Here is a 19,309-nt window from a genome sequence, read left to right on the forward strand (position 1 = left end):
TCGCTGTTCCTAAGCTGCCGCTGTGTCGCGGGAGGGGGCGCTGCAGTCGGGATTCTGTCGTGCGTCTCGCTGTCCGGCGCGGATCTGATTGCGCAGTCGCTCCGCGCCGCAGGCATCGACTGCCTCGCCGGGTCCAAAACTGACGGCCGCCTCTTCCCAGGCGGCATCCATGGCTTCGAGGTCGTCGGGGTCTTCTTCGGGGATATCCGACATCGCCATCATCGGCGCGGCGGCGATATCGGCAAGTGCCGCCATGACCGTCATATAGCCGGTGTTGCGGGCGGCCAGCCGGTCGGTCAAGGCCCTTAGAATGCCGGCCGGCTCGGTGAGCATCGTCCGGGCTTCAGCCTCCGGCAGGAGCGACAGAAACTCGAGGAAAAGCGGCAGGAAGTCGGGCAGTTCGTCAATCGCCATCTCCAGTCCGTGCTGCTGGTAAAGAGTGATCAGGTCGGCCATCGCCTGGCCCCGGTCCCGGCTCTCTCCATGGATATGTTCGAACAGATGCAATGACAGCGTGCGGCTGCGGTCAAACAGCGCGACGTAACGTTCCTGAAGGTCATAGATGTCCGCGGCCGCCATCTCGTTCAGGAAGGCGCAAATAGCCGGTAGTTGGGGTGCAGCAATGATGCCATCGTCTGCCAGCACCTGCGCAATCTCACTCATCGCTGCCTGTAACGCCTCTGTGGGATAAGACAGAAGGGCCGCCAGTGCGCGGTATGTGCGGGCCATTACGCAACCTCCTCTTGTGCCTTAGTCCGCGGCTTGTTGCCGGCGAACAGGTCGAAGCCAGTCTTGCTGCTGCTGCAATTTTCGCCGAAGGAGAAGCCACAGGAGCCGCGCATCTCGAAGGCGTCTTCGCCGGTCTCACGATGCGCCGTCGGGATGACGAAGCGGTCCTCGTAATTGGCAATCGCCATCAGCTGATACATGTCCTCGATATCGGCGCCGCTCAGGCCGACACGCTCGGCGATACCGTCATCCAGCACGCCATCGACCGTCTTCGAGCGCATATAGGCGCGCATCGCCAGCATCCGCTCCAGGGCCAGTTGCACGGGCTCCGTGCGGCCGGCCGTGAGCAGGTTGGCAAGGTATTCGACGGGGATGCGCAAGGATTTCACATCAGGCATGCCGCCGATCTCGCCAAGGTCGCCGTTGGCAGCCGCGGCCTGGATCGGCGACAGCGGCGGCACATACCAGACCATCGGCAAGGTGCGGTATTCAGGATGCAGCGGGAAGGCGATCTTCCAGTCCATCGCCATCTTCCAAACCGGCGAAAGCTTGGCCGATTCCAGCCAGGCTTCCGAGATGCCGTCGAGGCGGGCTTGGGCTTGGACCTGGGGGTCGTGGGGGTCCAGGAAGACCTTGAGCTGTTCCTGATAGAGATCGCCGATGTCGGGGGCCGATGCAGCGGCCTGGATCTGGTCTGCATCATACAGGACCACGCCGAGATAGCGGATGCGGCCGACACAGGTTTCCGAACATACGGTCGGCAGCCCGGCCTCGATGCGTGGGAAGCAGAACGTGCACTTCTCGGATTTGCCGGAGGACCAGTTGTAATAGATCTTCTTGTAGGGGCATGCCGAGACGCACATACGCCAGCCGCGACACTTGTCCTGGTCGATGAGCACGATGCCGTCTTCTTCCCGCTTGTAGATCGCGCCAGATGGGCACGCAGCGACGCAGGTCGGGTTCAAGCAATGTTCGCACAGGCGCGGCAGATACATCATGAAGGTGTTTTCGAACTGGCCGTATATGTCCTTTTGAACGCCTTCGAAATTGGCATCCTTCGACCGGCTCGAAAACGCGCCGCCGAGGATTTCCTCCCAGTTCGGTCCCCACTTGATCTTTTCCATCCGCTCGCCCGATATCAGCGAGCGCGGTCGCGCCGTCGGCACAACCTTGCCCTCGGGCGCCGTCTGCAAGTGGGCGTAGTCAAAGGTGAAGGGCTCGTAGTAGTCGTCGATCTCCGGCAGATCGGGATTGGCGAAGATATTGGCAAGAACACGCCATTTGGCGCCGATGCGCGGTTCGATAGCGCCGTCGGCCCTACGCTTCCAGCCACCCTTCCAACGCTTCTGGTTCTCCCAATCCTTGGGATAGCCGATACCGGGCTTGGTCTCGACATTGTTGAACCAGGCATATTCGACGCCCTCGCGGCTGGTCCAGACGTTCTTGCAAGTGACAGAACAGGTGTGACAGCCGATGCATTTGTCGAGATTGAGGACCATGCCGATCTGCGCGCGAACTCTCATGCTACGGTTTCCTTCTGAATGGTGGGTGTGGTCCCATCCAACCAGTCGACTGTGTTCATGCGCCGGATGACGATGAACTCGTCGCGGTTGCTGCCGACCGTGCCGTAATAGTTGAAGCCATAGGCCTGGTGGGCGTAACCCCCGATCATGTGCGTGGGCTTGAGGACCACACGCGTCACCGAGTTATGGATACCGCCGCGCTGCCCGGTAATCTCGCTGCCGGGCATGTTCATGATCTTCTCCTGCGCATGGTACATCATCACCATGCCTGGATTGACCCGTTGCGAGACCACCGCCCGGGCTACCAGGGCGCCATTGGTGTTGTAGGCTTCGATCCAATCGTTATCGACGATCCCCACTTTTTTGGCGTCAGTCTCGCTGATCCAGATGCACGGACCGCCGCGGCTCAGCGTAAGCATCAAAAGGTTATCTGTGTAAGTGCTGTGGATGCCCCATTTTTGGTGCGGGGTGACGAAGTTGAGCGCGATCTCAGGATTGCCATTCGAGTGACGACCCTGCACATGCACTGTCGCCTTGGTGTCCACCGGCGGCCGCCAGGTCACCAGGCCCTCGCCGAACGCCCGCATCCACAAATGGTCCTGGTAAAGCTGTTGTCGGCCTGTCAGTGTGCGCCATGGGATGTATTCGTGCACGTTCGTGTAGCCGGCGTTGTAACAGACCTTATCGCTTTCGATGCCCGACCAGGTCGGTGACGAAATGATCTTGCGGGGCTGTGCGACGACGTCGCGGAAGCGGATCTTCTCGTCTTCCTTGGCCAGTGCCAAATGCCTATGGTTCCGGCCGGTCATACTGCCCAGCGCTTCCCACGCCTTCACCGCCACTTCACCATTGGTCTCCGGCGCCAAGCTGAGGATGGCCTCGATGGCGTGGATGTCGGTCTCCAGCTTCGGCTGACCGGCGGCCGGGCCTTGGGGAACCGTGCCATTGAGCGCCCGCAGGAACTCGACCTCGTGGTCGGTATTCCAGCCGATGCCTTTGCCGCCATTGCCGGTTTTCTCCAGCAGCGGTCCAATCGAGGTGAACTGGGCATAAATGCTGGGATAGTCGCGCTCGACCACAGTCACCGACGGCATCGTGCGGCCGGGGACTGGGGCCAGACCTTCACGCTTCCAGTCGCTGACGTCATAGGGCTGCGCGAGCTCGCCGGCGGTGTCATGAAGCACTGGCGTGAGTACGATGTCGGTCTCACGGCCGAGCACTTCAGGGGCGACTTGCGAGAACATCCGGGCGATATCCTTGTAGATCTGCCAGTCGGTGCGCGCTTCCCATGCCGGATCGACCGCCGCCGTCAGTGGATGGATGAACGGATGCATGTCCGAGGTGTTGAGGTCGTTCTTCTCGTACCAGGTCGCCGTGGGAAGAACGATGTCCGAATAGACGCAGGTGGTCGACATGCGAAAGTCGAGCGTCACCAGCAGGTCGAGCTTTCCTTCCGGTGCCTTGTCGTGCCAGGCTACGTCCTGCGGCCGCTCGCGTCCCTCCGTGCCCAAGTCCTTGCCCAGCACGCCGTTCGTCGTCCCCAGCAGGTGTTTCAGGAAATATTCGTGCCCCTTGCCAGACGAGCCGAGCAGGTTGGAGCGCCAGACGAACATGTTGCGCGGCCAGTTTTCCGGCGCGTCCGGGTCCTGGCAGGACATTTCGAGTTCGCCGGACGACAGCGCGTGGGCCACGTATTCTTTTGCATCCAGACCCGCCGCCTTTGCCTTGCCCGCAATGGTCAACGGGTTCTGCTTGAGTTGCGGAGCAGAGGGCAGCCAGCCCATGCGCTCGGCGCGAACATTGTAGTCGATCAGGCTGCCGCTCCAATCGCCGTCCGGCGCCGTGGGGGACAGGATCTCGGCCACGTTCAACGTCTCGTAGCGCCACTGGTCGGTATGTCCGTAAAAGAACGAGGTGCCGTTCATATGGCGCGGAGGCTTGGACCAATCGGTGCCGAAGGCGATCGGCGCCCAGCCGGTCTGCGGCCGCAGCTTTTCCTGGCCAACGTAATGCGACCAGCCACCGCCAGACTGACCGATGCAGCCGCAAAACACCAGCATGTTGATGATGCCGCGGTACGCCATATCCATGTGATACCAGTGGTTCAGCCCGGCGCCGAGAATGACCATGGAGCGGCCGTTTGTCTTCTCGGCGTTCGCCGCGAACTCACGCGCAACGTGGATGATGTGCGCCCGCGGCACGCCGGTGATGTTCTCCGCCCAGGCCGGGGTGAACGGGCTGTCCGCGTCGTAATCCTTCGCGACGCCGTCACCGCCCAGGTCCCGGTCGAGGCCATAGTTTGCGCACATCAGGTCGAACACAGTGGTGACCAGCGTGTCGCCGTCTTTGAGCGCCAGATTGCAGACTGGGACGTTGCGCGTCAGCACGTCGGCATGCTGGGTGGCCTTGAAGCCGTTGGTGGCCAGGCCGCCGAAGTAAGGAAAGCTGACGCGGGCCGTCGGGTGGTCGCCAGCCAGCGTCAGCTTCAGTTCGACGTCGCGGCCGGTGCTTTCCTTGGCCTCCAGATTCCACTTGCCCTGTTGGCCCCAGCGGAAGCCGACCGAGCCGAGCGGCACAACCGGTTTTCCGTCCTGATCGAACGCCATGGTCTTCCAGGCGGCGTTGTTTGCCTCGCCGAGATTGTCGGCGAAGTCCTCGGCGCGAAGCAGCCGCTCAGGGATAAAGGCATTGCCCTTGCGTACGAGGCGCACCAGCATCGGCAGGTCGGTATAACGGCGCGCATAATCCGCGAAGTAGGGCACGCTCCGGTCGAGATAGTATTCGCGCAGGATGACATGGCCGATCGCCAAGGCCAGCGCCGCATCGGTGCCCTGCTTGGGATGGAGCCAGAGATCGGCGAACTTGGTCGCCTCGGCATAGTCAGGCGACACGACGACGCTCTTGGTGCCCTTGTAGCGCACCTCGGTGTAGAAGTGGGCGTCCGGCGTGCGCGTCTGCGGCACGTTCGAACCCCAGATCATCAAGTAGCCGGCATTATACCAGTCGGCACTTTCCGGTACATCCGTCTGCTCGCCCCAGGTTTGCGGGCTGGCCGGAGGCAGATCGCAATACCAGTCATAAAAGCTCAGGCAAACGCCGCCGAGCAGCGACAGATAGCGGGCACCGGCGGCGTAGGAGACCATCGACATCGCCGGAATGGGCGAAAAGCCCATGATGCGGTCGGGGCCGTGGGTTTTGACCGTGTAGGCATTGGCCGACGCAATGATTTCATTGACCTCGTCCCAGCTGGCGCGGATCAGGCCGCCGAGACCGCGCTTGGTGGTGTAGCTGGAACGCTTCTCGGGATTCTCGACGATCGAGGCCCAGGCGGCGACCGGTGTCAGCGTCGCGCGCGCCTCGCGCCACAGTTTGAGCAGCCGCCCACGCACCATCGGGTGCTTCACCCGGTTGGCGGAATACAGATACCAGGAGTAGCTGGCGCCACGGGCGCAGCCGCGTGGCTCGTGATTGGGCAGGTCCGGCCGGGTTCGGGGATAGTCGGTCTGCTGCGTCTCCCAGGTGACAATGCCGCCCTTGACGTAGATCTTCCACGAGCATGAGCCGGTACAGTTTACGCCGTGCGTGGATCGCACGATTTTGTCGTGCTGCCAGCGCTTCCGATAGCCGTCCTCCCACGCGCGCGGCTCGCTGGTGACGATGCCGTGGCCATCCGCAAATGTATCGACCTGCTTCTTGAAGAAGGTCAACCGGTCGAGAAAATGGCTCATGCCTGGGTGTATCCTGTGCGTCGAAGCCCCTCCGGCAGGCGGTTGCCCCGGAGCACGCTGTCAACATCGGATCGAACTCACGGCAGTGCATTGATCCAAATCAATGCGGGCGATTGATTTTGGTTTTTACATAAGGCGTCTTGGCGTCCCGATCACGATTGCCAGCGACGACAAGAGGAGCGGCAATACAGATGGGGATTGAACGTCGGCACGATCCTATCGAGGGCTCCGTTGCGGCGACGCCACGCGATGTTCTGGCGGATACCGAGTGGCTGCGCTGCGTCCCGTCGGTTGCGCTCGACCTGCTTGCCAAACAGGCCGTGCTCCATCGCATGCCATCTGGCAGTACGCTTTTCGAGGAGGCAGAGACGCCGTCCTTCGCACTATTGCTTGTCAGCGGCAGCGTTGAGCTCATTGCGGTGCGGGGGGCGGAGGAAACGTTGGTCGAGTTCGTGCAGGCTCCCGACCTTTTGCTTCCCGCCGCAGTTTTGAACAACCAGCCCTACCTTTTAAGGGCGCGTGTTTTGCATGATGCCCGGCTCGTCATGATCCAGGCCGAGAACTTCCGCGATGCCGTGGCCACCGACCATGCCCTTTGCCTCGCCGTGCTGGCATGCCAGGCGGCGCAATTCCGCCGCCAGATCAAGCACGTCAAGAACCTGCAACTGAGATCCGCGGAGGAACGTGTCGGCTGCTACCTGATGAAACTGGTTCAGGGCGCAGCACCCGGCACGCCCGTCAAGCTGCCGTTGGAGAAGCGCCTGATCGCCTCCCAGCTTGGAATCACCCGCGAAACCTTTTCGCGCACCCTTCAAATCATCATCCGGCACGGCCTGCGGATTGAAGGCGAGATCGTCCTTATCGAGGATATCACTGCTGCCCAAGCGCGCTTCAAGCTTGATCCGCTGGTCGACGGCTACGAGCCCATGATTCCAATTCAACCTAAAAGGAACTGACGATGACGAGCGCATCGGTGCATCCATCTGATCAGCAGCGAGCCCTATGGTCCTCGACCGCAGCCTTTACCGTGTGCTTCGCGGTCTGGACCGTCTTTGCGATCATCGGCATTCAGATTCAGCGTGATCTCGGGCTGACGGACACGCAACTGGGCCTGCTGGTCGGAACGCCGATCCTGACAGGTTCCCTGATCCGGCTCATCCTTGGCATTTGGGCGGATCAGTATGGTGGCCGCATGGTGTTCTTCGCCACTATGCTGTCGGCGGCGGTGATGACCGCTTTGCTGACGCTGGCCTTCGACTATCCCACCTTCCTTCTGGCCGCTCTGGGGGTCGGCATTTCCGGCGGCTCCTTCTCGGTGGGCGTCGCTTATGTGGCCAAGTGGTTCCCCAAAGAGAAGCAAGGAACCGCTCTTGGCATATTTGGTGCTGGAAACGTCGGCGCCGCAGTCACCAAGTTGGCTGCTCCGACGGTAATGCTGACATACGGCTGGCAAGCCGTCGCTCTGGTCTGGGCTGCGGCGTTGGCGGTGATCGCTGTCGTCTTCTTCGTTATGACGAAGGATGACCCAGAAAGCGTGCAGCGCCGCATCGCTGGCCGGAAGCCCGAGCCATTTTCGGCGATGCTGGAGCCGCTCAAGAACGCTCAGGTCTGGCGTTTCTCGCTGTATTATTTTTTCGTCTTCGGCGGCTTCGTGTCGCTGGCACTTTGGCTACCCCACTACCTCATCGGTGTCTACGGTGTGAGCATCGCCGCGGCTGGCGTGATTGGAGCCGCCTACTCGATTCCGGCCTCGGTCTTCCGCGCCTATGGCGGGCATCTAGCCGACAAGTTTGGCGCTCGACGGGTCATGTACTGGACCTTTCTGGTCTCTGTCGTCTGCACGTTCATCCTGTCCTATCCGCCGACCCACTATGTGATGCAGGGCAGTCGTGGACCTCTTGAATTCTCGACGAATCTCGGCGTGGTCGGATTCATCGTCGTGGCCTCCATACTGGGTTTCTTCATGAGCCTGGGCAAGGCTGCCGTATTCAAGCACATCCCCGTCTATTATCCGGACCGCGTCGGCGCCGTTGGCGGTGTCGTCGGCCTGGTCGGCGGCCTCGGCGGCTTTGCCATGCCGATCGCGTTCGGTGCTCTGAACGACCTGACAGGTGTCTGGCAAAGTTGCTTCTGGCTGTTGTTTGCGTTGGTAGCCACGGCGCTGGTATGGATGCATGTCGCCATCCGTCAGATGGAGCGCGCAGCACAGGCGTCGGGCGTGCCGGTGTCAGCTCTGCCGGAACTCCCGGAAATGCAGCCGGTCCATGGTGTTGCACAACAGGGCGCACTGGCGGGGACGGGCGCCATCAAAGATTGGCGTCCCGAAGACGCAGCGTTCTGGAATGAGACTGGCCGCAAGATCGCCCGCCGCAACCTGTGGATCTCGGTTCCCTGCCTGCTTTTGTCGTTTGCCGTCTGGATGGTTTGGTCGGTCGTGGTGTCTAAGCTCCCCGCGGTCGGTTTCAGCTTTTCCAACGAGCAGCTTTTTTGGCTCGCGGCACTTCCGGGCCTGTCAGGGGCCACGTTGCGGGTGGTTTATGCATTCATGCCTGCCATCTTTGGTGGTCGTCTTTGGACGACGCTAACCACTTGGTCGTTGCTGATCCCTGCGCTCGGCATGGGTTTTGCGGTCCAGGATCCGACGTCACCATACTGGATCTTCCTGATGCTTGCCCTGCTCTGCGGCTTGGGCGGTGGTAATTTCGCATCGTCCATGTCCAACATCTCGTTTTTCTTCCCCAAGGCGGAGAAAGGAAGTGCATTGGCGTTGAATGCCGGCCTCGGTAACCTCGGCGTCAGCGTCGTTCAGTTCGTCGTGCCGTTGGCGATTACGGCTGGCGTGCTCGGCTGGTTCGGCGGAATGCCGCAGAGCGCGACCGTCGGCGGCGTGACCACCACCCTGTGGCTGCAAAACGCCGGCTTCGTGTTTGTGCCGTTCATCGTCGCCAGCGCCTTTGCCGCCTGGTTCGGCATGAATGACATCGCCACCATGAAATCGTCGTTCGCCGATCAAGCCATCATCTTTCGGCGGGCGCATAACTGGATCATGTGCTGGCTCTACACCGGTACATTCGGTTCCTTTATCGGCTTTTCGGCGGCATTCCCGTTGCTGTCGAAAATCCTGTTTCCAGAGGTGAACGCGCTCGCATATGCCTTCCTCGGTCCCCTGGTCGGGGCCTTGGCGCGGGCTGCCGCTGGAAAACCATCTGATCGGTTCGGCGGGGGACGGGTCACCATCTGGGTGTTCGTCGCAATGAGCCTTGGCACGGTTGGAATCCTCTACGCCATCGGCATGAAGGCCGATCCAACCGCATTCCCGGTATTCCTGGCCAGCTTCCTGTTCCTGTTTGCCGCCAGCGGGGTTGGCAACGCGTCAACGTTCCAGATGATTCCGGCAATCATGCGCAAGGAGGTGGCTCGCCTGGAGCCCGGTCTCAACGCTATTGACCTGGCAAAGCAATCCGACAAGGAATCCGCCGCCATCATCGGCTTTACCTCTGCGATCGCGGCCTACGGCGCCTTCTTCATCCCCAAGAGCTTCGGAAGCTCAATTGCTTCCACAGGTGGAGCGGAACTGGCATTGTACGGCTTCCTGGCCTTCTATGTGAGTTGCATCGGTATCACCTGGTGGTTCTACACCCGGCGCGGCGGGCTGCTATCGTGCCATTCGAGTTTGGTTTTGGAAGGTCTTCCAGACTAAAGTTTTGATGCTAGGGCTGGAACTGTTCGCCGACGATACGCGACATTCGATTTTGCAGACGTCTTGGCAGCATGATCCACTTCGACGCGAGCCATGTACCTGGAAAAACGGGTCCTCTGAGTTGCGCACTCGGGGTGCTTCCATTCGATCAATCGCATTTCGACAGATGAGCGGGATAGTGCCGCCCTTGCCCATTCAGTGCTGATTTCCGCGTGAAGGAGACCATATATGCAAATCGCCCATCCACACTTGCCCATCACCGCGATCGTCTATCCGAAGGGACCGGACTTCGAAGCCTTTCTGCGGGATGTGACCGCCACCATGGCGGAGCAAGGCATGCGGCTGGCCGGGCTGGTTCAGCACAGCCAAGCAAAGTCCGGTCGCACGAAATGCGATATGTATCTCCATGATCTCACCACAGGCGAAGTCTCTGCGATCTCCGATGACCGCGGTCCCCATGCCCGCGGCTGCGTCTTGAATACCGACCGGCTGGTGGGCGCCTGCGAGGCTGCGAAGGCCGGGCTGTCTGCAGAGACCGATCTGTTGGTCCTGTGCAAGTTCGGGAAAGCCGAGGTGGAAGGGGGCGGCTTCAGGGCGTTGATAGCCAAGGCTCTGGAGCTTTCGGTTCCTGTTCTGATCGGAGTTCCCGAGATTAACCTTTTACGGTTTCGCGAATTTGCGGCCGGTTTTGCGCGAGAAATCGAGTTTGCTGAACTCGCCTCCGATCAACGGCTGGCGACGGCAGAGCGTCTGCGCTCCGCCTTTCGGCCGGCGGATGGCGCGCCGATGGCGGTCGCCTTGGGGGGTAAGTGATGGATGACATCGTGGTGGCGCGCGCGCTGCACGTCCTTGCCGTGATCCACTGGATCGGCGGACTGGCGTTCGTGACGTTGGTCGTGCTGCCCTTCGCCAGATCACATCAGATGAGCAAAGATGCCCTGATGCTGTTCGAAGGCATCGAGCGGCATTTTTCAGCGCAGGTTCGCCTCTCGGTCCCGCTCGCAGGCGCAACGGGGCTGTGGATGACGTACAGGATGGAGCTCTGGGACCGTTTCGCTGATCCGAATTTCTGGTGGATGTCGGCGATGGTCGGCCTCTGGCTGATCTTCATGCTCATGCTGTTCGTCATCGAGCCATTCTTGCACAGAAAATTCGAGAAGAGCGCGCGCCAGGACCCGACCTCTGCCTTCCGCCGTGTGAGCCGTCTGCACGAATTTCTTCTGCTGCTTGCGACCGTCACGGCGTTTGGTGCCGTTGCCGGTTCTCATGGGTTCAGCTTTTTCTGATGCAGGACACGCTCATGGGTTCCAACGCGGAGGTTTGATCCAATGGTTCGCATCGGAATTCTCACAATATCCGGGTCTTCCTCGCTTTGTGTGGTGACCCCGTCAATTGAGCGGCAGCATGTGTTCTCCGAGCATGCTCCGGGCCAATTCTGCCATAGAGCGCACATTTGATCGTCTTCAATCGGCTGATCTGATCTCTTCTCATCGACGACGGAAAGCTGATCGGTAATCCCCCCGTTCTTAACGGGGCTCAGCGGTAGAATTCACGCAGCTATTTTCAGTTTCTGTGCGGGCGTGAACCCGCCGATACCCACGTTGGGCCGTTCGTTGTTGTAGGTCCATAGGCATCGCGTGGCGAATTCCTGTGCCTCCTCTATGCCTTCGCTGATGTATTGGTCGAGCCATTCATGCCGGACGGTACGGTTGTAGCGCTCGACATAGGCGTTCTGCTGGGCTTGCCGGGCTGGATGTGGCTCAATGCAATGCCCTGGTTCTCGGCCCATTCCATCAGCTTTATGCCTACCAGATAGCGTCGATCGATCAATTGTTAACAGGGCTGTAGTCATTACGCTTCGGGATCTGGCTTGGTGGTGACGTAGTTTCGCCCTCGGAGAGCGTGCACTCAAGAAGAAGAGGTCTCTCGTCTGGCGAAAATTCCCGACTGCCCAGGATCATTTCCACTGCCGCTGCTGCAACTGCGGCTATCGGCTGTCTGATGGTGGTCAATCGCGGTGTCGTCATGTTCGAAAGGGGAATGCCGTCGAACCCGACGATGCTGAGAGCGGCAGGTATGGGAATGCCGAGGTCGTAGGCAGCTCGCATGCAGCCGATTGCCTGTTGATCTGAACTTGCCAAGATCGCCGTTGGTCTTTCGTTGCGCGCCTGCGCCAGCAAATAGCTGCCGGCCCGCAACCCACCTTCGTAGTCGAAAGCGGCTTCGACGACCATGGTGCTGCAAGATTGTTCGTTGCCGCCGTTGAAAGCCTCAACAGCCTCCAGGTAGCCACCGAGACGATCATTTGCAGGAACCGAATCGAACGGCCCGGACACGATGCCAATGCGGCGATGGCCCAGTTTCAAAAGATATTCCGCGCCCAGCCTTGCCCCCTGGCGGTGGTCGGCAGCCACGCCGGGATAATCCTTGATCAGCCGGTCAAGCACGACGAGCGGCAAACCAAGCGGGGGCTTCGTCGCGTGAAAGCCGTCACTGGGCACAAGTATGATCCCATCGACCTTGCGTCCGGCCAGCTGCTCCAGTCGATCGGCTTCCTTTGCGACATCGTCGAGTGAGGTCATGAATATGACATTGTAGCCAAACAATGCGGCGGCCTGTTCCGCACCCTGAACAACTTCAGCAAAAAATGGGTTGGAGAGATTGGGGATGACGATACCGATCAGCCTGCTCACCCTGCTGCGCATGCTGCGAGCATGAGGATCCGGCCGATAACCAAGCTCCGCAATCACTTTTCCGACGGTGTCCCGCACCTCCTGCGTCACGGAGGCATGGCCATTCAACACCCTGGAGACGGTGCCGGTCGCGACCCCGGCGCGCTTGGCAACGTCTCGTATCCCGACCTTCTTCATTTTCAGGCTTTGCCCGTGTGCTCTGGAGACCGAACGCCCGATCTACCGTGTCTCATATCGATGAAAATCCACATTCTCAATAGCCGTCGTCTGAACTGAGTTTGAAGGCAAAGAGCCGCTGTTCGATATTGAACCGGTTCATATCGCGCTGTCAATTTCTGGGTCATACATATCTTCTCTCGACAATATTCGCCGCGAACCCGGCATTGACAGCGTAAATATGGCTTGATATCCGTCGAGCATTGGAAACGGTTCACACGGGGCGAGGAGGCCCTCGTTTCCAACACATTGGGGAGGATTAAAATGTCGAATGTACAAATCCGCACTGCTTTTCACATGAAGACTCGCCGCGACGTGCTGAAGCTCAGTGCAGCCGGCTCGCTTCTTGTGGCTGTCGCATTGTCCGTGGGCACTGCTCCGGCTTTGGCTGCTGACAAGCCGAAGGTCGGCCTCATCATGAAGTCGCTTTCCAACGAATTTTTCAAACAGATGAAGGCGGGTGCCGACGATTACGCCGCCAAGAATGCCGACAAGTTCGATTTCAAGGCTGTCGGCATGAAGGACGAGCGCGATTTCGCCTCGCAGGTCGATGCGGTCGAGAATTTCGTTACCCAAAAGTATGACATCATTGTCGTTGCTCCGGCAGACTCCAAGGCCATGGTAACACCATTGGCTAAAGCGGTAAAAGCAGGCGTGAAGGTCATCAACATCGACGTTGCGCTCGATGAGGATGCGAAGAAAGCCGCCGGTGTCGATCTTGCATTTTTCGGTCCTGACAACAGGGATGGCGCAAAGCTGGCTGGCGATGCGCTTGCAAAGGATCTCGGCAAGGGGGGCAAGGTCGTCGTCCTGGAAGGCAACCCTGAAGCCGATAACGCAAAGGAACGCGCGAAGGGCTTCGCCGACTCGATCAAGGCCGGTGGTCTGCAGCTTCTCGATAGCAAGACTGCGCATTGGGAGACGGAAGAAGCCAACACCGTCATGACGAATTTCCTGACCAAATATCATGATATTCAGGGCGTCATGGCTGCCAACGACTCGATGGTGCTCGGTGTGGTGAAAGCGCTCGATGCCGCTGGTCTTAGTGGCAAGATCAAAGTTGTTGGCTTCGACAATATTCCAGCCGTTCAGCCTCTGATCAAAGATGGCAAGGTGTTGGCGACCGTCGAGCAATATGGTGCCCAGATGGCTGCCATGGGCATCGACTACGGTCTTCGTGAAATGAAGGGCGAGAAGTTTACCGGTTGGGTCAAGACTGACATTAAGCTCGTAACGAAGTAAATCACCCTTCTGTGGTTCAGGGAAGGTGGATGCGCCGGCTCAAAGCTGGCGCATCCTCTCCCTGGCAGGCATTTGCAATATTTCCGCTCATGAATAGCCGCGTCGACTGTTGTCAGAGTGTCGAATTGCTCCTGACTGTCATTCGGTTCCAACGATGCATGAGGTCGACTTGGCACATGAAACCGAAAACAAGATTTTGCGGCTGGATAGGATCGGCAAGCGCTTTCCCGGCGTGGTGGCGCTCAAAGACGTTTCCATCGAAATTGCCCGCGGCAGAGGGCATGTTCTTCTTGGAGAAAACGGCGCAGGAAAATCCACGCTTATCAATCTTCTGGGGGGCGTGTTCAAACCCGATGACGGGCAAATCTGGTTCGACGGCAAGCGCTACGAGCCTCAGTCACCCTATGAGGCCTTCAGCGCGGGTATCCGCATCGTCCATCAGGAGCTCCATCCGCTTTCAAACCTGACTGTTGCGGAAAACTTGCTGTTTGAGAGCTTACCGCGGCGCCGTGGGCTGGTCGACTATAAGCAAATGAATCGACGCGCTGCTGAATTGCTGGCCGAGGTCGGCCTCGACATGGCGCCAACGACCCAAGCCGGCCGGCTTAGCGTAGCGCAGCTGCAATTGCTCGAAATCGCGAAGGCGCTCTGCTACGAAAGCAAGTTTCTGGTCCTCGATGAGCCGACAGCGACGTTGACTTCGAAAGAGGTCGATCGCCTCTTCGAAATTCTCAGGCGCCTGCGAAACCGTGGCGTTACCACGCTTTACATTTCTCACCGACTTGAAGAGATTTTTGAGGTCGGTGACGACGTGACCATATTGCGTGATGGGCAGCACGTGATTACCAGACCACTTGCCGGACTTGCCATCCCTGAGATCGTCGAGCTTATGGTCGGCCGCACGATTGCCAATCTCAATGTGTTCCGTGAGGACAGTCCCGTTTATGGCGAGGCGCTGGGTGTGTCGGGCCTCAAAGTAACCCGCGACAGTCCTGAGTTGTCATTCTCCGTTCGGAACGGCGAGATCGTCGGTATTGCCGGCTTGGTGGGCAGCGGTCGAACGGAGGCGGTGCGAGCCATTTTCGGGGCCGATCTAAAGGTTGCCGGAGAGATCCGGATCGACGGAAAATCGGTTGAGATCAAATCGCCGAAGGATGCGGTAAGCGCTGGTATTTGCCTTGCGACGGAAGACCGCAAATTGCAGGGGCTCATGCTCGACATGACCTGCGCGCAGAACTCAACAATAACAGACCTGCGCAAGATCTCCCGAAACGGACTGATCTTGAAGAAGGTGGAGGATAGCAACTCCAGGCGTCTGGTGCAGGAACTGCGCATAAAGACACCCTCGATCCACCAGGCTGTCAGAACCTTTTCTGGCGGCAACCAGCAGAAGGTCGTTATCGCGAAATGGCTTTTCCGCGGTCCAAGAGTGCTCATTTTTGATGAGCCGACGCGTGGGATCGATGTCGGCGCGAAGGCCGAAATCTATGAGCTTGTCTGGAAACTGGCCGCTGCGGGGAAGGGTATTCTCGTAGTCTCATCTGATCTGCCGGAGCTTATGGGCATCTGCCATCGCATTATTGTTCTTTCGGCCGGAAAAATTGCCGGTGAAGTGGCTCGCGAAGAGTTTGACGAGAGCAGGATCCTCTCACTGGCCTACAAGGAGTATAGTCGTGTCCGAGAAGACTGAAACCAAGAGTGACGTAAAACGAGTACGTCTCGTGGACACCATCCTGCGTATTTCAATGCGTGAAGCCGGTGTTGCGATTGCGCTCGTTGTCCTCGTCATCTTCTTCTCAGCCGCGGCGCCGTACTTTGCGACGCCCGAGAATTTCCTGAAGATTTTCGTGCAGACGGCGATCAATACTGTCCTGGCATCTGGCATGACTTTCGTCATCCTTGTCGGGGGTATCGATCTCTCGGTTGGTTCGCTTCTCGCCCTTTGCACGGTCGTCGGCGCCACAATCATGATCGATCCGCGGCTGTCACCCTGGCAGGCAATAGTACTAGCCTCATTTGCTTCCATGGGTGTAGGACTCGTTCTTGGGGCGCTGAACGGTTGGATTTGTGAAAGATGGAAGCTGCCTTCTTTCATCGTCACGCTAGGCATGCTGAACGTCGCCAGCGGTTTGGCGCGCGTTGTCAGCGATAACTCCACGATTACAGGCCTGCCGCAGCCGTTCGTTGATTTCGGAAATCTCATTTTCTGGGGCGTGTTACCTTCGATATTCCTGATCGCAATTGTTGTCGTCCTCATCGGCTGGTTTATCCTGAAATATACGGTTTTCGGGCGTTTCGTCTTTGCGATCGGCACGAATGAGGAGGCCGTTCGCCTTTCCGGCCACACGCCGCGGCGCTACAAGATCGCCGTCTTTGCGATCTCGGGGCTGACGGCAGGGATCGCCGCCATGGTCTACCTCCTTCGATTGAACGTCGGCAGCCCAGTCGCGGGGATAGGCTACGAGCTGAATGCAATCGCGGCTGTCATCATCGGCGGAACGAGTCTTTCGGGAGGCAAAGGCTCCATCATCGGAACATTGGTTGGCGCCTGTATTCTGCAGGTATTGTCGACCGGCTTGCAGCTGCTGGGCGCCGACGACAATGTCAAACCGATTGTGATAGGTGCCGTTATCGTGCTTGCTGTGATCGGAGATAGCTATCGTGGCAAGTGGCTACACATATTAGAAATGCGCTGACGGAATACATATTTCTATTGCGCTTCCTTACCCAGTTCGTACATTTAGGCGAACCGCCCTGCAATCTTCATCAGCTCCCCGGTCAGCACATCGGCGTCCGTATAGGGGTCCGTGCCACTATAATTCGTAAACTGCGCGCGAAGGCTGACGGCTCGGACTGTGGCAGCGGGAATCCGGTCGATGGTGTCGGCAAAAACTGTCTCGCTGTTCTTGGCGTAGGTCGGATAGTACGCAGGCTTTCGCAACTCGGCATAGACCTCGTTCCGATGGATTGGGGCGAGAACATCGCGGAAATGCAACGGCACCCACAGTTCGAAATTCGGTACAGAGGGGATGGCGGTAAACGGAACCGCTTTCCCCTCGTCGCTCTTCAGCTTCTTATCGGTTGCCTCGGCCTTGGCAAGGGCGTTGTGGTAGCTTGGATGGTCGTCCCGGTCGAAGACGACGTACACGCGGTCGAAGGCCTTCTTATCGTTGAAAAGGTGAATCGCATACTCCACGATGTTCAACGGGGATGTTCCGTAGTCAGACGGAACAATCCGGATGTCGGCATTCGGGAGCCGTTTTTCGCGGCGGATCGCCTCGAAGTAGTTGACTTCGGTCTTTTCACCTTCGCACACGATCAGCGTCCGGTCGTAGGATCGCTTGCGGCCTAGTCGGCGTGTCAGGCGTGCTTCGGTACGTTCAAAGCGGTGTTTCTTGGCCAAGATTTACTCTTTCATCGTACCGAAGATCGGGATGCCGCCGTAGCGACCGCCCAAATAGCCTTTCTCCAAGGCCTCGCCCTTGCGTGGCGAAAACTCCAGCAAGGGGAAGAGATGCGAGACCTGGGCTGCGTCTTTCTCCGCAAACCAGATCTGGTCACGTCGGAGTTTGTTGCCGTCGAGCAAGGAGACGTCATGGGTGGTAAAGATCAGCTGTGCTCCCTTGGGGTTCAGCTCTGGACTGTTGAACATTTCGACGATCTTCTGCACCAGCAGTGGATGAAGACTGCGGTCGAGCTCATCCACGATCAGCAGCCGGCCGCGCTGCAGGATGTCCAGGATGGGGCCTGAGAGGCTGAAGAGGATCTGCGTGCCGGCCGACTCCTCGCCATATTCGAATTCGTATACCTCGCCTTCAGCGAGGTGGCCAAATTGCGGAATGTCGATTTCCGTATCTTTAACCTCGGGCACACCGGTGCCCAGATTAAAATGAAGCTGCCGACCCGGCTTTTTCGTGAAGGACACGCGGCAAATGCCCGTGTCGGCGGCAGCAATCAGGGAAACGACGCTTGACAGGTTTCGGGAGTTTTCTTCCGCGTAGTTTGCCGAGAACCCATAGCCTATGCCCCCGCCGTCGGGGAAAATGGCCATATCCTCGGCGAATTTCTGGTGGAGGGGCTTCAGCTGCTCGTTGTTGAGCTGGATGGCTGTTGTGAGAAACAGCGTTTCCTTACGCGTCGCGCTCTCCCAGAGCTTCTTTTGCCCCGTGAAATAGTCGCTGTAGGTATAGTCGTAACGGCTCTTTTTCTTCTCGTTGTATGTGCGGGAGAACCAGACCTGTGGCTTCGCACTTTCGTAGACCAGCAGCCATTCGCTCAGGATATGGGTCCGGGTCATCTCGAAGCCGTACTGAAAGCGCTTTCCGGCAATAAGGAACGTGGCCTCGAACAATGTCGGATGGGTCTCGTGGTCTGGCCGCAACCGGAAGGGCGTCAGGTTGTTTTGCTGGTCGGGCTGAACCTGGTTTGACGTCATCACCATGCTGTGCATGAACTGCAAGGCACGGATGATGTTCGTCTTGCCGCTGGCGTTGGCTCCATAGATAGCCGCGGTATTGAGCGCGCGCTTGACCTTCTCCAGCCCGGTTTCGCGAGTATGCGTATGTTGCAGGGTGGAGTCGGGACTTGCAGCCATGCTAAGCACAGCCTCGTCGCGGAGGGAGCGGTAATTCTTGACGCGAAATTCGAGCAACATATTTTATAGCTTTCCTATATTAAAGCAATCTAGCGCGTAAAATCCGCAAAAAGTCAATTTATTTCGGCTTCATTGCCGGAATAATCCGAAGCGGGCAGCTTTGTCCAAACGTCTTCCGCAGGTGGCTATGGTCAGTTGGCGCATGAAGGGTTCAGAAGAATTGCTCAAAATCATACGTTGAACCTGCTGGAAGCTGACGCCGATGCCGGCACCAAGATCGCTCTGCGACACGTTCGATTGGATCCTGCGAACGCGGATTTGCTGGCCGACATGAAGATCGACGGGATGAACTGTTTGACTTTCAGATTGCGTCTGACTGTTGCGGAGCTGCCTCGATCGCCTAGCCAGGGCGGCGGCTGTACGGTGATTCATATCCGACACCCCGTATGGAGAGTTTCCGCGGTACGCCCCGGCTGAAAAAACTCGCTCAACCCACTGATCGGGGAGGTCGTAACCGTACGAGACGGCCCTATGGCCTTTAGCCGGGGAACCTGGACATACGCCACAGGCTCCCCGACCCATAAGGTCAAGGAGTGTGGTGCCGTATCGGCCGGCATCAACCATTGGGTACCAATCCCCAAGGCAGTGCGTGCTGCCTCATATGAAATGATAGAGGAGATCAGTTGAATTCGCAACCGAATTCACCACAAGATTCAATGGCTTCGCGTTGGAATCGCGCGTTTCGCACGGGCAAGAAAAGACAATTCCGAGCCACGCGGGGCATCTTGCTTGAAGCTATGACGGTGAAATCAGCATACCGATACGGATCGATCTATCGCGCATTGGTGGTCAGCAATAGCGTTGAGTTCGTCTCGCCTTGCGAA

Annotated in this window: 14 protein-coding genes and 1 pseudogene; 7 read left to right on the forward strand and 8 right to left on the reverse strand. The window is 58.6% G+C overall.

Annotated elements, in window-relative coordinates; genetic code table 11:
* Window positions 1–9: 9 nt before the first annotated feature.
* Genes narJ through AB4Z52_RS18165 form a run of 3 tightly spaced genes read right to left on the reverse strand, consistent with a single transcriptional unit; the run spans window position 10 to window position 5,980 of the window.
* Window positions 10–729 carry a nitrate reductase molybdenum cofactor assembly chaperone gene (narJ, locus tag AB4Z52_RS18155; RefSeq protein WP_442219314.1) on the reverse strand — a complete coding sequence of 240 codons (720 nt, stop codon included), beginning with the start codon at window positions 727–729 and terminating at the stop codon, window positions 10–12.
* On the reverse strand, window positions 729–2,252 hold the full coding sequence (gene narH / locus AB4Z52_RS18160; RefSeq protein ID WP_442219315.1) for a nitrate reductase subunit beta: 1,524 nt from the start codon (window positions 2,250–2,252) through the stop codon (window positions 729–731). The genes narJ and narH overlap by 1 nt, the downstream gene beginning before the upstream one ends.
* Window positions 2,249–5,980 carry a nitrate reductase subunit alpha gene (locus AB4Z52_RS18165; RefSeq protein ID WP_442219316.1) on the reverse strand — a complete coding sequence of 1,244 codons (3,732 nt, stop codon included), beginning with the start codon at window positions 5,978–5,980 and terminating at the stop codon, window positions 2,249–2,251. Before AB4Z52_RS18165 ends, narH begins: the two co-directional genes overlap by 4 nt.
* A 191-nt stretch (window positions 5,981–6,171) precedes the next feature.
* Between AB4Z52_RS18165 and AB4Z52_RS18170 the strand changes: the two genes are divergently transcribed.
* The 4 genes from AB4Z52_RS18170 to AB4Z52_RS18185 all read left to right on the forward strand — a co-directional run bounded on the left by AB4Z52_RS18170 (window position 6,172) and on the right by AB4Z52_RS18185 (window position 10,966).
* A complete protein-coding gene (locus AB4Z52_RS18170; RefSeq protein ID WP_442219317.1) occupies window positions 6,172–6,936 on the forward strand; it encodes a cyclic nucleotide-binding domain-containing protein in 765 nt (254 codons plus the stop codon).
* A gap of 2 nt (window positions 6,937–6,938) precedes the next feature.
* Window positions 6,939–9,680 carry a nitrate/nitrite transporter gene (locus AB4Z52_RS18175; RefSeq protein WP_442219318.1) on the forward strand — a complete coding sequence of 914 codons (2,742 nt, stop codon included), beginning with the start codon at window positions 6,939–6,941 and terminating at the stop codon, window positions 9,678–9,680.
* A gap of 228 nt (window positions 9,681–9,908) precedes the next feature.
* The gene (locus AB4Z52_RS18180) at window positions 9,909–10,493 is read left to right on the forward strand and encodes a DUF2478 domain-containing protein (RefSeq protein ID WP_442219319.1); all 585 of its coding nucleotides are present in this window, start codon (window positions 9,909–9,911) and stop codon (window positions 10,491–10,493) included.
* A complete protein-coding gene (locus tag AB4Z52_RS18185) occupies window positions 10,493–10,966 on the forward strand; it encodes a hypothetical protein (RefSeq protein ID WP_442219320.1) in 474 nt (157 codons plus the stop codon). Before AB4Z52_RS18180 ends, AB4Z52_RS18185 begins: the two co-directional genes overlap by 1 nt.
* 263 nt (window positions 10,967–11,229) lie before the next feature.
* Here AB4Z52_RS18185 and AB4Z52_RS18190 read toward each other — a convergent pair.
* A pseudogene (locus AB4Z52_RS18190) lies at window positions 11,230–11,489 on the reverse strand (integrase core domain-containing protein); the annotation flags it as partial.
* Between the two features lie 17 nt (window positions 11,490–11,506).
* Window positions 11,507–12,550, reverse strand: a complete 1,044-nt coding sequence (locus AB4Z52_RS18195) for a LacI family DNA-binding transcriptional regulator (protein ID WP_442219321.1) — start codon at window positions 12,548–12,550, stop codon at window positions 11,507–11,509.
* A 303-nt stretch (window positions 12,551–12,853) separates the two neighbouring features.
* Here AB4Z52_RS18195 and AB4Z52_RS18200 point away from each other — a divergent pair, with 303 nt between their 5' ends.
* From AB4Z52_RS18200 to AB4Z52_RS18210, 3 genes are all read left to right on the forward strand, one after another.
* Window positions 12,854–13,831 carry a sugar ABC transporter substrate-binding protein gene (locus tag AB4Z52_RS18200; RefSeq protein ID WP_442219322.1) on the forward strand — a complete coding sequence of 326 codons (978 nt, stop codon included), beginning with the start codon at window positions 12,854–12,856 and terminating at the stop codon, window positions 13,829–13,831.
* 154 nt (window positions 13,832–13,985) lie between these two features.
* Window positions 13,986–15,521, forward strand: a complete 1,536-nt coding sequence (locus AB4Z52_RS18205) for a sugar ABC transporter ATP-binding protein (RefSeq protein WP_442219323.1) — start codon at window positions 13,986–13,988, stop codon at window positions 15,519–15,521.
* Between the two features lie 55 nt (window positions 15,522–15,576).
* Window positions 15,577–16,527: an ABC transporter permease gene (locus AB4Z52_RS18210; protein WP_442219383.1), complete on the forward strand. Its 951-nt coding sequence runs from the start codon at window positions 15,577–15,579 to the stop codon at window positions 16,525–16,527.
* 44 nt (window positions 16,528–16,571) lie between these two features.
* Here the strand turns inward: AB4Z52_RS18210 and AB4Z52_RS18215 are convergent, their stop codons facing one another.
* From AB4Z52_RS18215 to AB4Z52_RS18225, 3 genes are all read right to left on the reverse strand, one after another.
* Window positions 16,572–17,234 (reverse strand): RloB family protein, encoded by a 663-nt coding sequence (locus AB4Z52_RS18215; protein WP_442219324.1) that lies wholly within the window; start codon window positions 17,232–17,234, stop codon window positions 16,572–16,574.
* Between the two features lie 3 nt (window positions 17,235–17,237).
* The gene (locus AB4Z52_RS18220; protein ID WP_442219325.1) at window positions 17,238–18,485 is read right to left on the reverse strand and encodes an AAA family ATPase; all 1,248 of its coding nucleotides are present in this window, start codon (window positions 18,483–18,485) and stop codon (window positions 17,238–17,240) included.
* Between the two features lie 69 nt (window positions 18,486–18,554).
* Window positions 18,555–18,716 (reverse strand): hypothetical protein, encoded by a 162-nt coding sequence (locus AB4Z52_RS18225; RefSeq protein WP_442219326.1) that lies wholly within the window; start codon window positions 18,714–18,716, stop codon window positions 18,555–18,557.
* Between the last annotated feature and the right edge of the window lie 593 nt (window positions 18,717–19,309).

The sequence above is a fragment of the Rhizobium sp. 2YAF20 genome (assembly GCF_052114685.1).
GTDB lineage: Bacteria > Pseudomonadota > Alphaproteobacteria > Rhizobiales > Rhizobiaceae > Rhizobium.

Excerpts from the sequence above, each read along its gene's own strand:
- AB4Z52_RS18220 (WP_442219325.1), bottom strand. The coding sequence starts at position 18,485 with ATGTTGCTCGAATTTCGCGTCAAGAATTACCGCTCCCTCCGCGACGAG.
- AB4Z52_RS18185 (WP_442219320.1), top strand. The coding sequence starts at position 10,493 with ATGGATGACATCGTGGTGGCGCGCGCGCTGCACGTCCTTGCCGTGATC.
- AB4Z52_RS18180 (WP_442219319.1), top strand. The coding sequence starts at position 9,909 with ATGCAAATCGCCCATCCACACTTGCCCATCACCGCGATCGTCTATCCG.
- AB4Z52_RS18195 (WP_442219321.1), bottom strand. The coding sequence starts at position 12,550 with ATGAAGAAGGTCGGGATACGAGACGTTGCCAAGCGCGCCGGGGTCGCG.
- AB4Z52_RS18175 (WP_442219318.1), top strand. The coding sequence starts at position 6,939 with ATGACGAGCGCATCGGTGCATCCATCTGATCAGCAGCGAGCCCTATGG.
- narJ (WP_442219314.1), bottom strand. The coding sequence starts at position 729 with ATGGCCCGCACATACCGCGCACTGGCGGCCCTTCTGTCTTATCCCACA.
- AB4Z52_RS18210 (WP_442219383.1), top strand. The coding sequence starts at position 15,577 with ATGCGTGAAGCCGGTGTTGCGATTGCGCTCGTTGTCCTCGTCATCTTC.
- AB4Z52_RS18165 (WP_442219316.1), bottom strand. The coding sequence starts at position 5,980 with ATGAGCCATTTTCTCGACCGGTTGACCTTCTTCAAGAAGCAGGTCGAT.
- narH (WP_442219315.1), bottom strand. The coding sequence starts at position 2,252 with ATGAGAGTTCGCGCGCAGATCGGCATGGTCCTCAATCTCGACAAATGC.
- AB4Z52_RS18205 (WP_442219323.1), top strand. The coding sequence starts at position 13,986 with ATGCATGAGGTCGACTTGGCACATGAAACCGAAAACAAGATTTTGCGG.
- AB4Z52_RS18200 (WP_442219322.1), top strand. The coding sequence starts at position 12,854 with ATGTCGAATGTACAAATCCGCACTGCTTTTCACATGAAGACTCGCCGC.
- AB4Z52_RS18170 (WP_442219317.1), top strand. The coding sequence starts at position 6,172 with ATGGGGATTGAACGTCGGCACGATCCTATCGAGGGCTCCGTTGCGGCG.